At 69.6% G+C, this 14905-nt stretch carries 9 protein-coding genes and 4 pseudogenes; 12 read left to right on the top strand and 1 reads right to left on the bottom strand.

What is annotated here, in order from left to right; all coding sequences use genetic code 11:
* Positions 1-91: 91 nt before the first annotated feature.
* A pseudogene (locus ACZ56V_RS39290) lies at positions 92-963 on the bottom strand (MFS transporter); the annotation flags it as partial.
* A gap of 1194 nt (positions 964-2157) precedes the next feature.
* Here ACZ56V_RS39290 and ACZ56V_RS39285 point away from each other — a divergent pair.
* From ACZ56V_RS39285 to ACZ56V_RS39230, 12 genes and pseudogenes are all read left to right on the top strand, one after another.
* Positions 2158-3192, top strand: coding sequence for a bifunctional DNA primase/polymerase (locus ACZ56V_RS39285; RefSeq protein ID WP_468948694.1), 1035 nt, complete (start codon positions 2158-2160; stop codon positions 3190-3192).
* Positions 3189-4772, top strand: coding sequence for a DNA primase family protein (locus ACZ56V_RS39280; protein WP_468948691.1), 1584 nt, complete (start codon positions 3189-3191; stop codon positions 4770-4772). The genes ACZ56V_RS39285 and ACZ56V_RS39280 overlap by 4 nt, the downstream gene beginning before the upstream one ends.
* Before the next feature lie 157 nt (positions 4773-4929).
* Complete coding sequence (locus ACZ56V_RS39275; protein ID WP_385361480.1) at positions 4930-5310, top strand: DUF6009 family protein; 381 nt, start codon at positions 4930-4932, stop codon at positions 5308-5310.
* Between the two features lie 1147 nt (positions 5311-6457).
* Positions 6458-6709, top strand: coding sequence for a hypothetical protein (locus ACZ56V_RS39270; RefSeq protein WP_468948688.1), 252 nt, complete (start codon positions 6458-6460; stop codon positions 6707-6709).
* Positions 6706-6969 (top strand): hypothetical protein, encoded by a 264-nt coding sequence (locus ACZ56V_RS39265; RefSeq protein WP_468948686.1) that lies wholly within the window; start codon positions 6706-6708, stop codon positions 6967-6969. The genes ACZ56V_RS39270 and ACZ56V_RS39265 overlap by 4 nt, the downstream gene beginning before the upstream one ends.
* A gap of 152 nt (positions 6970-7121) precedes the next feature.
* Positions 7122-8630 (top strand): multicopper oxidase family protein, encoded by a 1509-nt coding sequence (locus ACZ56V_RS39260; RefSeq protein WP_468948683.1) that lies wholly within the window; start codon positions 7122-7124, stop codon positions 8628-8630.
* Between the two features lie 95 nt (positions 8631-8725).
* Positions 8726-11416, top strand: coding sequence for an AAA family ATPase (locus ACZ56V_RS39255; RefSeq protein WP_468948680.1), 2691 nt, complete (start codon positions 8726-8728; stop codon positions 11414-11416).
* 40 nt (positions 11417-11456) lie between these two features.
* Positions 11457-12089 (top strand): AMP-binding protein, encoded by a 633-nt coding sequence (locus ACZ56V_RS39250; RefSeq protein ID WP_468948677.1) that lies wholly within the window; start codon positions 11457-11459, stop codon positions 12087-12089.
* Positions 12055-12381, top strand: coding sequence for an AMP-binding protein (locus tag ACZ56V_RS39245; protein ID WP_468948674.1), 327 nt, complete (start codon positions 12055-12057; stop codon positions 12379-12381). The genes ACZ56V_RS39250 and ACZ56V_RS39245 overlap by 35 nt, the downstream gene beginning before the upstream one ends.
* 293 nt (positions 12382-12674) lie before the next feature.
* Positions 12675-13069 (top strand): annotated as a pseudogene (locus ACZ56V_RS39240) (DUF2637 domain-containing protein); the annotation flags it as partial.
* A gap of 135 nt (positions 13070-13204) precedes the next feature.
* Positions 13205-14258 (top strand): annotated as a pseudogene (locus ACZ56V_RS39235) (IS630 family transposase); the annotation flags it as partial.
* 19 nt (positions 14259-14277) lie between these two features.
* Positions 14278-14636 (top strand): annotated as a pseudogene (locus tag ACZ56V_RS39230) (transposase); the annotation flags it as partial.
* Positions 14637-14905 lie beyond the last annotated feature (269 nt).

Below are 14905 nucleotides of genomic sequence, written 5' to 3'. Positions count from 1 at the left end.
GGAGAGACGCGACGACATCCACGAAGCCTTCCTCGGCCTCGCCGTCTGCCTCATCACCCACCGCCACGTCCAACGCCTTTGTTAGGACCTCTAAGAGACCGACGGAGTCGCCGGGCGCGTGCGCGGCGAGGATGTCGGCGACCAGGAGGGCGGAGGCCAGAAGGGTGACTCCGGGGGCGGCCCCCATCTTCAATACGCCCGTAGCGGTCGACGAGCTGGCCGGTGAGGGGCGGGGGCAGGTACATGGCGCCGATGTGGATGGCGATGACGAGTCTGGAGGAGGCGGTGCCATGACCGCGGTCGTGCACGTGGTCCGGCGTCATCGTCCTGACCGCGGCTTCCTTGGCTCGGGCGACTGCGCGGGCCAGCAGCAACGGGTCGGACCGTAGCCACAGGGCGAGGACAAGTGGGGCCCGGCATGGCGGCGCTGGAGAGGGCAAAGGGCCCGGTCAGGTCCCGGAATACCCGGGTGCTCGGCGAAGGCGCCGGTGGAAGCGACGAGGTTCGGTCCGACGCCGCCGAGAGTGGTGGCGGCCTGGACGGTGGAGACCGCGTGCGCCCGGTGCCCTGCCGGGGCGAGGTCGGCTCCGGCGTACCGGGCTTGGAAGTTGGTGGCGGTACCGCCACTGTAGATGAACAGGGCGGTGAACAGCAGGACCGGGTTGTCCAGGTCGGCAGTGACGATGACGCCGACCGAGCCGATGGTGCCGGTGAAGTAGCCAGTGGCCAGGCCGGTGCGTCGGCCGCGGCCCTGGGAGATGCGGCCGATGGCGACGGCGGTGAGCGCGAAACCGACGGTGGACAGGGCGCTGGGCAGTCCGGCAAGGCCGGTGCGGAGCCGAGCATGTCCTGGGCGCGGAGGTCGCCGCCTGTGACACCCGCGGCCGGCCCGGCACCCCTGAGGATCTGGGAGGCGGCCCGGAAGCGCAGGATCCGGGCGGGGACACGGACGGGGTCGGGTATGGCGGCCGTCGTACCTACGGGCGCGGTGTAGTCATGTCTCTCTTCCGAAGCGGTGAACGGGACACCGCGGTGGGGCCCTCCGGCTCCGGCCCCCGGCCGGAGCCGGCAGGTCCTAGACGTCCGCGAGCGGTTCCCGCGGAGGCCACTCCAGCATGCCGTCGTCGAGATGCAGAGCCAGGCGGCGCCGGTTTGTCCGCAGCCGTACCGCGTCGTGCGCCGGCACCCGGGCTCGCTACTGCAGCACACGCCGAACTCTCGGTTCCCGGGGAGCTCGGCGAGCGGATCACCGAGCTCCCCGGCCGGTCCTCGGCGTCACCATCACCGACCAAGCCCACCTTGCCCAGCGGGGCGGCTGGGGAGGGGCAACGGGAGGGGCGCGCCTCGGAGGCCTTGCACGGCCGTTGGCGGGGCGGCAGGCAGGAAGTGAGGCCCCGCGGCGGTCAGGGCGGCGAACGGGCCTCAGAGAGGCCTTCAAACGGATTCCGGAGAGCAGGGCCACCGAAGCGGTCGGGCAGGGTGCGGCCCGTCGTATCCCGGAGAGCAGCGGCGGGCTCCATCGGGGCACGGGGCTGAAAACGCTCCGGCCCCGTTCAGTCCCGCTTCAGTCCCGTCAAGAAAAACCGCAGGTCAGCGGGCTGCTTAAGCTCCAGCAACGGGTCTAACGGGACTGACGGGACTGAACCTTCTTGTTCCTCAATCGTGTGCGTGTGCGTGTATGCGCACACGTGTACTAAAGAAGGGGTCACGTACGTACGTAGCTTATAAGGGGAAACCTCGGTCCCGTCAGTCCCGTGATCGTTTGGCATAGCCGCTCTGACCTGCACTTTTAGTCACGGGACTGAAACGGGACCGAAGGGGGACGGGACTGAACGGCTCTGAAGGTGCCCCAGTGGGCGCCCTCGGCAGAGACATGGGCACTCCCCGACTGCGGGACTAACGGGACCGAGGTTTCGCGACACGGCAACGGCCCCCGTGTACGGGGACGCTGGTGCGCTAGTCTCAAGGCTTCAACATGAGAAACTCAGTCCCTTCAGTCCCGCAGTCGGCCGGGATCACCCCTCTGAACAGGAAGTTTGTGAAGGGGCTGAGCAAGGGAAGACGACCGACGCTCGACAAGGACGATCAGTGGCGCGCCAGCCCTCGACAAGCTCGCCGCCCCCGCCAGGGGTTGTCGGCACGGTCAGTGCTGTCGCTGTGGCCCGGTGGTGCGCCGGGGCGGGCTGGCCGGTGCATCCCCTCGCCCCCCGGCAGAAGACCCCCGCGGCCAACTGCGAGGCCTGCCGCCAGGACCGGCACGCACCGGGAACTTGCCCGTGCACCCCCGAGGGCCGCTGGTGTCACGGCTTCCACGCCGCCACCACGTCCCCCGAACGGATCGAGGCCTGGTGGGGTGCCCACCCCCGGTTCGGCGTCGGTGTGTCCTGCGGGCCCGCGAACCTCGTCGTGATCGATGTGGACGCGCACGCCGCAGAAGTGCCCGACCGCTCCCGGCTCCTGCCGGGCATCCCCATCGGTCCTGGGGTCAACCTCACCGGCCTGGCCACGGGCTTCGACACCCTGGCGCTCCTGGCCGCGCTGCGGGGCAGGTCCAGCCCGGCTGAGGACACGGAGACGCTGCGCGTACGGACTCCGTCGGGCGGACTGCACATCTGGTACCGCAATCCGCGTCCGCAGACCCGCTACCGGTCGTCCACCGGCTCCAGCCCGAAGACCGCGCTGGCGTGGCAGGTCGACGTCCGCTCCGACAACGGGTACATCGTCGCCCCCACCACACGCACCACAGCGGGCGAGTACGCGCCGGTGGGGGAGACCCGGTACCCCGCGCCTCTGCCCGACTGGCTCGCCGCCGAACTGACCCGAACCGGTCACACCCCCATCCCAGCTGCGGCCACCGCCTCTGCCTCCGGGCCCGCCCCGGCCCCTCCGTCCCGGGCCCGCCGCCCCGCGGCCAAGTCGGCTACCCGTATCCTGGAGCCACTCCTGGACGAGGTGGCGCAGTGCGCGGCGACTCCCGAAGGGGCGAGCTTCACGGAGAAACTGAACCGGGCCGCCTACGCTGCCGGGGGACTGGTTCAGGGCGGACACCTGAACGAGGCCGAAGTGCGGGACCTGCTGCTCCAGACCGCCCGACAGGCCCGCCCGCACCAGGAACGCCGGAACCTGACCATCATCGAATCCGCTCTGTCCGCAGGCGCCCAGCGCCCGTTCCACCCCCGAGGACGCTCATGAGCAGCGCCGAGCACGGCCGGTTCGACGCCGTCGCCGCCGCCGAGCAGATCCAGCAGCAGAGCTTCGACCTCGAGCTGCCCGCCAGCCGTCCGGCCCCGTCCTCGGGACAACCGAGTCTGCCCGCACAGCAGACCGAGGCGCTGAGCGTCGTGGTCGTCGACAGCGGCGCCCCCACCGGACTGCTGCCCGACGAACTGACCGACCGCGCCAACGCCAAGCTTTTCGCCCGCCTCTACAGCGACCGCTTCCGGCACGTGGAGGGCCTCGGCTGGTACTCCTGGGACCAGTACCGCTGGAAGCGCACCGGCGGCGAGAAGACGGCGCTCTGGGCGGCCGGTGACATGGCGGAGCAGATGCCCGACACCGACCCACGTGGCGTCTTCAGCCCTCGCGAGCTGGCCCAGCACCGCAGGCGTACCCAGTCCACCGCCGGGATGAAAGCGCTCCTGCACCAGGCCCAGGCCGCACCGAGTCTCAGCCTTGACCCGGACGTCCTCGACGGCGACATCTACGCCCTGTGCACGCCCGCCGGGGTCGTCGACCTCAGGACTGGCGACCTGCGCAAGCCCGACCCGGTCACCGACATGCACTCGCGCGCCACCACCGTGGCCCCGCAGAAGATGCCGATCCCGCGCTGGGACAGCTTCCTGCGTGACACCTTTGGCGACGACGACAGGGGGCTGGAGACCACCCGTTTCCTGCACGTCCTGCTCGGCTACTCGATCACGGGCGATGTTGGCGCGCAGGTCTTGCCCTTCCTCTACGGCTCCGGTGCCAACGGCAAGTCCGTGCTCCTGGACGTCATGACCCAGATCCTCGGCGAGTACGCGAACGCGGCACCGCCCGGATTCCTCATGGAGAAGGGAAAGTTCGCCGAGCACTCCACTGAGTTGACCGAACTGCACGGCCGCCGCATCGTGGTGTGCAGCGAACTCAAGCCCAACGACAAGTTCAACGAGGCCCGCGTCAAGCTGCTCACCGGCGGCGACAAGATCACCGCCCGGCGCATGCGCCAGGACTTCTTCAGCTTCACGCCCACTCACAAACTCTGGCTGCTGGGCAATCACCGTCCCGAGGTCGGCACCGGCGGACACGCCTTCTGGCGCCGGATGCGGCTCATCCCCTTCGAGCGCGTCGTGCCGAACCATCGCAAGATCGACAACCTCGCGGTGGAACTCGTGCGCGACGAGGGCCCCGGCATCCTGCACTGGCTGATCGAGGGCGCCAAGCGCTACCTGGACACCCGCGATCCCCTGCACGGCCCGTCCGCCGTCCGGCTGGCCACGGCCGCGTACGAGACGACTGAGGACCACATCGGGCGCTTCATCGGCGAGTGCTGCACCAAGGGCCAGGACGGCAGGCCCAATCCCGACCTGCGCGTCGAGCAGAAGCTGTTGTACGAGACGTACTGCCGCTGGTGCGCGGAGGAGAGCATCAGGGCCGCGTCCAGCCGCGCCTTCGCCAGCCGCATCCGCCAGGAACTGGGTCTCTCCTCCCCGGCCGAGATGATCAAGAACAATGACCGTAAGCTCTATCCGGGCCTCGCCCTGCTGCCCGACCCCGCGGGAGGCGGCCGGTGAGGATCGCAGTCGCCCTGGGCCGGTGCGGTTCCTCCCCGTACCATGGTGTGGGTGACCACCGTGCGAGCAGTGGTCGACGGGGGCAGAGAAAAATTGGTGTGATCGCCACACAAGCAGGCCGGTGGGCGGCCGAAGAAATCGAGGAGGGTCCGCGGCCATGAGTTCGATGCTCCAGGACAACCAGCTCACCGACGAGGAAGTCGTGGTGTGGCTGGAGAGCACGGAGAACCTCGACTACGTGCGCCAGGCCCTCGACAAGTCGACACGGCGACGCGGCAAGCCGCGCTACGAGCGCGACGGCCGCATGGTCGGCTATGCAAACCTCATGCCTGACGCCGGCAAGGACCCCGACAGCGGCCTTTTCGAGCGACGCACGTTCTTCCTCCTCCCACACGACCGTCCGAACAATCCGACCGGACCCTACGAAGTGGGAGCACCCGGCGAGGCGGTGGACCCACGGACCATCTCGCCCGGCCGGGTCGGCATGAAGACGCCGCGATCCCAGAGAGGCTGTGCTTCCGAGACCGTCGCGTCGTAATTGCCGCCCGGCGACGACAGCGTCGGCCGGACAGAGGGAGGACGACGAGCTCATCCGTCGGCGATCATGGAGCGGACTCGGGGACGTCCGGCTGATGGCCGAATCGAGCCCGAAGAGCGGAGCCCTGGAACAACGATTCGCCAATTGTGGGTTGGCGGGATGAGCGACCACCTCGTGGAAGATGAGGCGGCTGCACAGGTTCGGGTGGCCTGGGCCCGCATCGAGACGTGGATGGCCGCGCATGCGCCCGGCTCGCTGGCGATGGTGCATCCAGCGGCGACCGAGAAACAGATCACCGCGGCCCAGACCGAACTCGGGATACCGCTGCCGCCGGCGTTACGTGCCCGGTGCCTGCTGCACGACGGATCCGTCGGCACCCGTACGGACGACTTCCAGGACGCCACCGACGGCTCCTTCGTCAACCATCCCGAGTGGCGCAAGACCGCGTGGCTGCCTCCTGGTTGCGCCTGGTACCAGCTCGACCGGATGGTCGCCAAGTGGCACATTCGGACCACGCCCGAAGGCGGCGGTCACGACCGCGCCCACCTTCCGCTGGCCGTGACGGCGGGCGACACCTGGTCCGGACTGTTCATGGACGCTGACCCCGAGCGGGCCTCCTTCGGCCGGATGGCCGCGTGGAGCATCGGGGCCCTGGACCACGTCGGCCCTCACCCTCCCGCAGCGGCCGGAGGAGATCGCCTCCGCCCTGGAGACAGGCCGGTGCCTGCGCGACGCGAACGGCGCGGACATGCCCGAACTGCGGCCGCATCTGGACGAGGAAGACGGCGCGCTGGCCTGGGGCGACCCGGAGACGATGGAGGAAGAGGACTGGACGGTCCATCACGGTCCCCAGTGACAAGCGGGTGGCCTCCGCCGAGCTTGGGCCCCAGTGGTCCTCGCAACACCACCTCATTCAGGTGGCGGTGGCCAGCTGAACTGCTTGTGCCGTGCCGTCTCGCTGCCCTGGTGCGGATGCAGCAGGCACTGTCGGGTGGGCGCGCTGCGTGCGCCCGTACAGTTCGATGCCGCCGGCTTCGCTGGCGGCTGCCAACACGCCGGTCGACTTCGGTGATGGGAGGGGAAAGTAGACCGGTCGTATAGACCTGGGTGTCGGAACGTTTCTGACACCGGCGGAGCGAACAGGCCCGTGATCTCCATGCGCTGGACCGTTCGCTACGGGCCATCGGGGTTCATCGGCCCGATGGTGACGGTCAGCGACCTGCTGATCCACCTGCCCGGCCGCCTGCGCTGCTCCCTCATCTGGGCTCAGAGCATGACAGCGCGACTATCCACCGACACGAAGCGTCGACTGGGCCTTTCGTCGCAGGCCGCAGGCGTCGTCATCCTGGTCGTCGGCATGTACACCGCCAACCTGCCGCGTTCCTCATCGGCGGTGTGATCGCGGGCATCGGGGCGGGCGTACTGTTCAAGGCCGCTCTCGGCATTGTTGCCGCCGCGGCCGTCCCGGCCAAGCGCGGTGAGGCTCTCGCAGGGCTCTTCCTGATCGCCTACCTCGGGCTGACCCTGCCGGCCGTCGGTATAGGCGTGGCCACCCTCAGTGCCTCCGCCACCACGGTCATGACCTGGTTCGCGTCGATTCTTCTCGCCCTGCTCGCCACCGTCGCGGTCCTGGCGCGGCGCCGGCCGGCGACTCGCTGACCGGGCGGCAGTACTCCCCGATGGCGCAGTTCCTCACCGCAGGAAGACACGGTACGAAGATCCCCACTTGTGGGGATCTTCTCCGTCGTGGTGAGAGGTCTACGCAATTTACGCCGACGCGAACGGGCCGCCCGGGCCGGGACAGTGTTCCGGTGAAACGACGCACAATGCTGAAGGCCCTCGGGTACGGAGTCGGAGGTTCGGTCGTCCTCGCCGGTGGCGGTCTCGGTGTCTACTACTACACGGCGAAGCTGGACACGGTCGGCAAGGTCTCCTTCGACAAGGCCCTGTCGATCCCGCCGCTGGCGGAGTCGACGACCAACGCTTCGGGTGCCCGGGTCTTCACGCTCGGCATCCAGTCGGGCGAGACCCGGTTCAAGACCGGGGCGGCCACCCGCACCTGGGGCGTGAACGGCACGTACCTCGGTCCGACGATTCGCGCGCGGCGCGGCGAACGGGTCGAGTTCGCGGTGAGCAACGGCCTGGACCAGGACACGTCGCTCCACTGGCACGGGATGCACCTGCCCGCGGCCATGGATGGCGGACCGCATCAGGTCGTCACGGCCGGAGGGACCTGGCGGCCGCGGTGGACGATCGACCAGCCCGCCGCGACGCTCTGGTACCACCCGCACGTACACGGATCGACCGCCGATCATATGTACCGGGGCCTCGGTGGGCTGTTCATCGTCGATGCCGAGGACACCGAGGTGCCGCGGCTGCCGTCCCAGTACGGCGTCGACGACATCCCGATGATCGTTCAGGACAGGGCGTTCGACGGGGACAACCAGTTCGAGAAGCGGGTACCGCTGCTCGGCGGCGCGCTGGGCGTGATAGGCGACGAGGTACTCGTCAACGGCACGATCGGTCCGTATGTCGACGTCACGACCAGGCTCGTGCGGCTGCGGCTGCTCAATGGCTCCAACGCCCGCCTGTACAACCTCGGGTTCTCCGACGACCGGACGTTCACGCTCGTCGCCACCGACGGCGGCCTGCTCGCCAGGCCGTGGAACACCGAGCGCCTGTACCTCTCGCCTGGGGAACGCGTCGAGATCGTGGTCGCCTTCAAGCCGGGAGAGCGGGTCGCACTGCGCTCCTACCCGTCCGAGTACGGCGGCACCCTGGGACGGATCAACGGCTTCGACGACCAGCTCGACATCTGCCAGTTCCGGGCCGCGGCCACCCTGTCCGACAGCCCCGACATCCCTTCCACACTCGGTGCCGCGCCGGATCTCGCCGGCGAGAAGGCCGCACAAGAGCGCTCCTTCGCACTCGAGTCGGACAAGATCAACGGCCGGTCTATGGCGATGGACCGCATCGACTTCGGGGTCCGTGTGGACACCGTCGAGGTGTGGGACGTGGTTAACGACAACGGCTTCATGCACAACTTCCATGTCCACGACGTGCAGTTCCAGGTGCTGACGGTCGACGGCGGGAAGCCGGAACCACACCTTCAGGGCTGGAAGGACACCATCCTGCTGCCACCGGGAAAGCACTTCCGGCTGGCGCTGCGCTTCCGCGACCACACCGACCCGAACATGCCGTACATGTACCACTGCCACCTCCTACAGCACGAGGACAACGGAATGATGGGCCAGTTCGTGGTCCTGGACGATGGCGAGAAGGCCGGCGTCGTGCCGCAGCAGTCGCACCACCATTCCTGAAGTCGCCACCACACGCCGCACGAGCAACCACTGAGGGTGACCGACTGGAGGACCCTCGACCGGCCCGATGACCTACTCGCTGTAGCCTCTGGTCTATGCAGACGCCGGTTCCCACTCCCCGTCCGCTGCTCGGCAGGAAGTACGAGACGCAGAGCCTTCGCGAGCTGATCGACACGGCACGGGCAGGCTGCGGCGGCGTCCTGGTCCTGCGTGGCGAGGCGGGGATCGGCAAGAGCACGCTGCTGGAGCACGCGGAAGGGATGGCGTCCGGATTCCGCGTGTTGCGCGCGAGTGGGTCCCAGCTCGAGGCGGAGCTGCCCTTCGCCGCGCTGCACCAGCTCTGCCTTCCGGTGCTGGGCCACCTGACCGAGCTGCCCACCGAGCACCGCCGGGCGCTCCGGGTCGCCTTCGACCTGGCGTCCGGGACGCCGGACGTGTTCCGGGTCGGTCTGGCGGCCCTGGGTCTGCTGACGGCAGCGGGCCGGGAGCGCCCGGTACTGTGCGTAGTCGACGATGCGCACTGGCTCGATGCGGCCTCGTCGAAGGCGCTGGCGTTCCTCGCCCGGCGCGTCTCCGCCGAGTGCGTCGCCATGGTGCTCGCCACCCGGCCGCCGAACGAGACGGGCGAGCTGGACGGCCTGCCGGGGCTGAGTGTCGACGGGCTGAGCGACACCGACGCACGAGCACTGCTCACCGCGCAGAACCACGAGACGCTCGACGCACAGGTGCGTGACCGGCTCGTGGCCGAGGCGCGGGGGAACCCACTGGCCCTGCTCACCCTGCCCAGAGCCGGCGGGTTCGCCCCGCCGCGACTCGCCTCGGTGCCGACTCGGGTCGGACACGAATTCCGGGCCGTCCTCTCCCGTCTGCCCGTGCAGGCGCGGCTCCTGCTCACGATCGCCGCGGCCGACCCGACCGGCGACCCCGGACTGCTCTGGCCCGCCGCACGCGGTCTGGACATCGACCTGCCGACCGCCGGTGCGGCTGCCACCACGACCGGCCTGGTCGAGTTCGGCACCCGCGTGCGCTTCTACCACCCCCTGGCGCGCGCTGCAGCATACGACGCCGCCTCCACGGAGGAGCGGCGCCTGGCTCATCGGGTGCTTGCCGACGCCACCGATCCGGTCGCCGACCCCGACCGGCGTGCATGGCATCGCGCCCAGGCCACCGCCGTACCCGACGAGGACGTGGCCGCCGAGCTGGAGCGCTCGGCCTCCCGGGCCCAGGCACGCGGCGGCGCGGTCGCCACGGCCGCCTTCCTCGAACGCGCGGCGGAGCTGTCGCTCGACTCGGTACAGCGGATCGAACGGACCCTCGCGGCCACGCGCGCCCACCTCGACGCGGGCGCGCTCAACAAGGCGGCCGCACTGCTCGGTGCGGCCGACAACTCCAGTCCGGACGAGCTCCAGCAGGCGGAGACGGACCTGCTGCGGGGCAGGATCGCCCTGGCCCGGGTCGACGACGGCGGGGGTCTGGCGTGGATGCTGCGGGCCGCGCGACGGCTTGCGCCCCTGGACTCCGGGCGCTCCAGGGAGAGCCACCTGGAAGCACTCGAAATGAGTCTGCTCGTCGGACGCTCGAACGGCGTGACGGACGCGGTCCTCGCCGAGGCGAGGTCCGCTCCGCCGCATCCACCGGACATCCTCGACGCGCTGGACGTCCTGGCCGTGCACGGGCACCGGGCGGCCGTCCCTCTGATCAGGGAAGCCCTCGACGGGCCGGAGGGTCCCCTGTGGACACGGCACCCCGCGCTCGCGATCATCCTCACGGCCGAGCTGTGGGACCCGGACACCCACGAGCGGATCATCGAGTGGCTGCTGAAGTCGGGCCGTGAGTCGGGATCACCGCTCGTCCTGCGGCTCGGTCTCGCGCAGGCCGCCACCGCCGCAGCGCTCACCGGCGACCTCGACAAGGCCATGGCCGTGATCGCCGAGGAGCAGGCGATCGCCGACGCGACCGGTACACCTCCGGTCACCTACCACCGGCTGCAACTGGCCGCGATGCGCGGACGCCGCGAGGAGGCGTCCGCGCTGTTCGAAGCCGTGCTGGCGACGGCCCCTGCCACCGGGCAGATGATCTCCAACGTTCACTGGGCGAGCGCCGTGCTCAACAACGGCCTGGCCCGCTACCCGGACGCCCTGGATGCCGCACGACGTGCCACGGCCGACGGGGAACTCTTCACCGCGGGGTTCGCCCTGCCTGAGCTGGTGGAGGCCGCCGTACGCTGCGGCGAACAGGCCGCGGCCGCTTCCGCGCTGGCGTCGCTGACCGAACGCACCGAGGCATCCGGAACCCCCACGGGCCTGGGGATCGCCGCCTACGCGCGAGCGCAGGTGACGGGAGCGGAGAGCGACTACCAGGAGGCGATCGCTCATCTCACCGGCACCCCGATGCTTCCGTACCGGGCCAGGGCCCACCTCCTGTACGGGGAATGGCTGCGGCGGCAGGGCCGCAGGCAGGACTGCCGACCTCAGCTGCGCACCGCGCACGAGCTCTTCTCCGGCGCCGGGCTGGAGGCGTTCGGCCGGCGCGCAGCCGACGAGTTGCGCGCCACGGGTGAGACGGCGCGCAGCCGCACCGATCACGCCCGCGACCAACTCACCATGCAGGAGCTGCACATAGCGCGGCAGGTCGCCACCGGTGCGACTTCGAAGGAGGTGGCCGCCCGGCTGTTCATCAGCCCACGGACCGTGGACGCCCACCTGCGCAACGTCTACCGCAAGCTGGGCATCAACTCCCGCAGGCAGCTCAAGGACCGTGCCGACCTGCGGCCCGCCGACCAGTGACCTGGGCGTCCTCGAGCCGCGCTTGACACACGGCCGTCCGATGCCGGAAGGCCGGTGCGGGACATGTTCTCTCTGCGTCCCGGGACGCAGAACAGCAAGAAACACCGCGAACAGGAATTGTGGCGGGACGAGACGTTCCTGGACGATCTGCGGCGGTGGCGGGACGAGACGCCGGAGAGCACGTCGGTGGCAGGTCAACGCGCTGACCCTGGCCTGTCTCAGGGTCGGGGCCGTCTTCGCGCCGCTGATCACGACGGTCCGGGAGCGTGAGCTGGAGTGCATGCTGCGACGGCTCGGTGTCTCCGTGCTCGTCACGACGGACCAGTGGGAGGGTTTCGACCACGCGGCCGCGGTGGCTGCCATGGCGCCCCGGCTTCCCGCCCTCAGGCACCGGGTCGTCCTCGGTTCCACGGTGAGGCGTGACGAGATCGATTTCGTCCGGTACTTCCAGGACACGCCGTGGGAGTGTACGCATCCCATGCCGTTGGAGGATGCCTGGCAGGATCCGGACCGTGTGGCCTTTGTGATGTTTACGTCCGGCACTTCGGTGCCTCGAAGGGGATCCTGCACAGCTGCAACACCCTGTCCGCCTCCTTGGCCCCTCGCGTTGTCGGCAGCCGGTTTTCGGGCCAGGACCAGTGCGGCACGCAGGATGTGTACCCCCATGCATTGACCCATGTCATGGGAGGGTGGGTCTGCTCGGGGCGCTGCTGACAGGCGGGACATGTGTCATGGCGGATGTCTGGGACCCGGCCGGCGCCTTGGAGTGGATGGAGGAGACGAGGACCACCGTGCTCCTCGCCGCCCCGATCTTCGTTTCCCAGCTCCTTGCCGCTGCGCCACCGGACGCGTCCGCCCCGTCGGCCCTGCACATCGTGTGTTGCAGCGGGGCGCCGGTCCCCGTCCAGTTGGCAGCCGACGTGCGGGCGGCACTGGGGGTCCCCTGCGTGCGGCATGGGGGATGACCGAGATCCCCTCAGGTACCGCGACCACTCCCGCGGACTCCGACGACCGGGCCGCCCGGAGTTCCGGGCGCGCCGCGCCGGGCGTCGAGATCGACCTGCGGGCCGACGGGGAGATGCACGGCGAGAACCCGGGTCGGTTCTTTGTCCGCGGCCCCGGACTGTGCCTGGGCACGCTGGGCCGTGACGGGGGAGAGGTCGTGCTCCTGGAGGAACGCAACGACGGCTGGGACGACACCGGGGATTTCGCTCTTCCCGACGGAGGCGGCGGCATCCGTCTGGCCGGGCGGGCCGTGGACAGGATCGGCGCCGGATTCATGATCCCGGTCCTGGATGTCGAGGACGCCCTGCGGGCCATCCCGCCGTGGCGGACGTGGCACTCTTCGGTCTGCCGGACGGGTCGGATCGCCGACATCACCGCCGGCAAGCACATGGAGGGCGTCCGCCTCACCCGCTGGCTGCTCTCGCCGGTGCCGACGTTCCTGCTGTGGCGGCGTATGAAGCTGTGGGAGCTGCGCTCCTACGAGCAGGTCATCAAGCTGGAGCAGGAGCGGCTGGTCTACCGGTCCCGGCTGCGGTCCCGCTTCGGCCGCGCCTGGCGCGCTACGGCGTCCCGCTGGCGCAGGCCGGCCCCGCCGGGCGGGCGGCCGCGGGCATCGAATCGGCCCTGCTCCCGCCGAAGCCGTCTCCCAGCCGCGTCCACAGCAGGAGCTGGCCAACACGCCTGAGGTATCGCTCGGCCCGTCGAACGAGGTGAGGGGCTACTGAGGTTTTCGGGTTGTCGTCGGGTGGTGACGGTTCATGGTCCCTGCAGTATGCCGATGAGGTGAGGTATCCAGAGGGCGGGGGCCTGACCGCTGAGCGTCGGGCATTTCGTGAGGGGATCCGGCTTCAGGCCGGGCAGAGGTTCGCGGCGGGGGAGAAGACGGCGGTGATCGCGAAGGATCTGCGGGTGAGTGTGCGGTCGGTGGAACGCTGGCGTCGTGCCTGGCGCGAGGGCGGCATGGAGGCCCTGCGCTCGGCGGGTCCGCCGAACTGCCCGACCGTCAAAGACGGCCAGTTCGCCGTGCTCGATGAAGGACTCGGCAAGGGACCAGCAGCTCACGGCTTCGAAGACGAACGCTGGCCCCTGGCCCGGGTCCAGACGGTGATCCGCCGGCGTCTGGGGGTGAGCCTGTCGGTGGCGACGGTCTGGCGGCTGCTGAAACGGCACGGCTGGTCCTGGCAGGCACCCGCCCGAGAGCACTCGAGCGCGACGAGCACACGGTGGAGCTGTGGAAGAGGGAGGTGCGGCCGCAGGTGAGAGACTCGCGGCGGCGTCCGGCGCCTGGATCGTCTTCGAGGACGAGGCAGGATTCTCGATGACTCCTCCCCGGGCCCGCACCTGGGGCCAGCGCGGGCAGACCCCCGTCATCCGCGTCCGTGGCAGGTCCCGCCGCCGGACCTCGGTCGCCGCGTTGTGCTGCTACAAACCCGGTGAAAAGAGCCGCCTCATCCACCGGCCCCGCGCTCACCTCCGCCTCAAGGGCGCACGCAAGAGCTTCTCCTGGCAGGACTACCGTGACCTGCTGGTCCGCGCGCACATCCAGCTCGGCGGGCCGATCGTGGTGGTCTGGGACAATCTCAACACCCACCTGGCCGCCGGGCTGAAGCGGTACGAGGCCGAGCACGACTGGCTGACCACCGTCCGCCTCCCGCCCTACGCACCTGACCTCAATCCTGTCGAGGCCGTCTGGTCGCTGGTACGCAGGGCGATGGCCAACACCGCCTTCGACACATCCGACGACCTCGACCGCATCCTTCGCCGCGAGTCACGCACGATCCAGCTCCGACCCCACCTGGTCGACGGCTGCCTCACCGTCACAGGTCTGGCTATCACCCCACCGACCCGCCATGCCTACCCATCCCGACCACCTCCGGGACAAGGACGCAAGTCTTCTCGCCGAGCTCACCGCAGCCCCGAGATGACCCAACTGGCCTCCCCTATTCGCGAGTTCGCCCGTCTCCTCACGCCCGCCACAGGCAATGACAAGAAACTCACCGCGTGGATCGCCAGCGTCCGCACGGCCCAGTTGCCCTACCTCCACGCCTTCGTGAACGGTTGAGAACTCGACCGCGCCGCCGTCGACGCCGGCCTCACGCTCCCGCACCACAACGGGCGGACCGAAGGCGTCAACACCCGCACCAAACGGATCATGAGGCAGATGCACGGACTGGCTGGCTTCGCCCTCCTCCGCCACCGCATCCTCGTGCACTGACCGCCACCCTTCGTCACCACCGATTACGGGACGGGGCCGAACGGTTTACAGTCCCACGACTGGACGATCAAGGCCTTGCGTGACACCCGCGAATCCCGCCGACCCCTCGCACTCATCGGTCTCAACTGAACAGAGGCGGGACATCACGCGACGACCCCGAACCCCCTGGCCGACCCAGCGCTCCTTGCGTCGGCAGAATCAGGTGAACCGGAAGAAGTGCATCTTCGTTCTAGTTACTGACTGATACGGCACGCAAATTGGGCCATGGA

The organism is Streptomyces sp. NPDC034099 (genome assembly GCF_055575415.1).
Note: the sequence above shows the minus strand (reverse complement) of the source record. Positions and strands in the feature narration are given on the sequence as shown.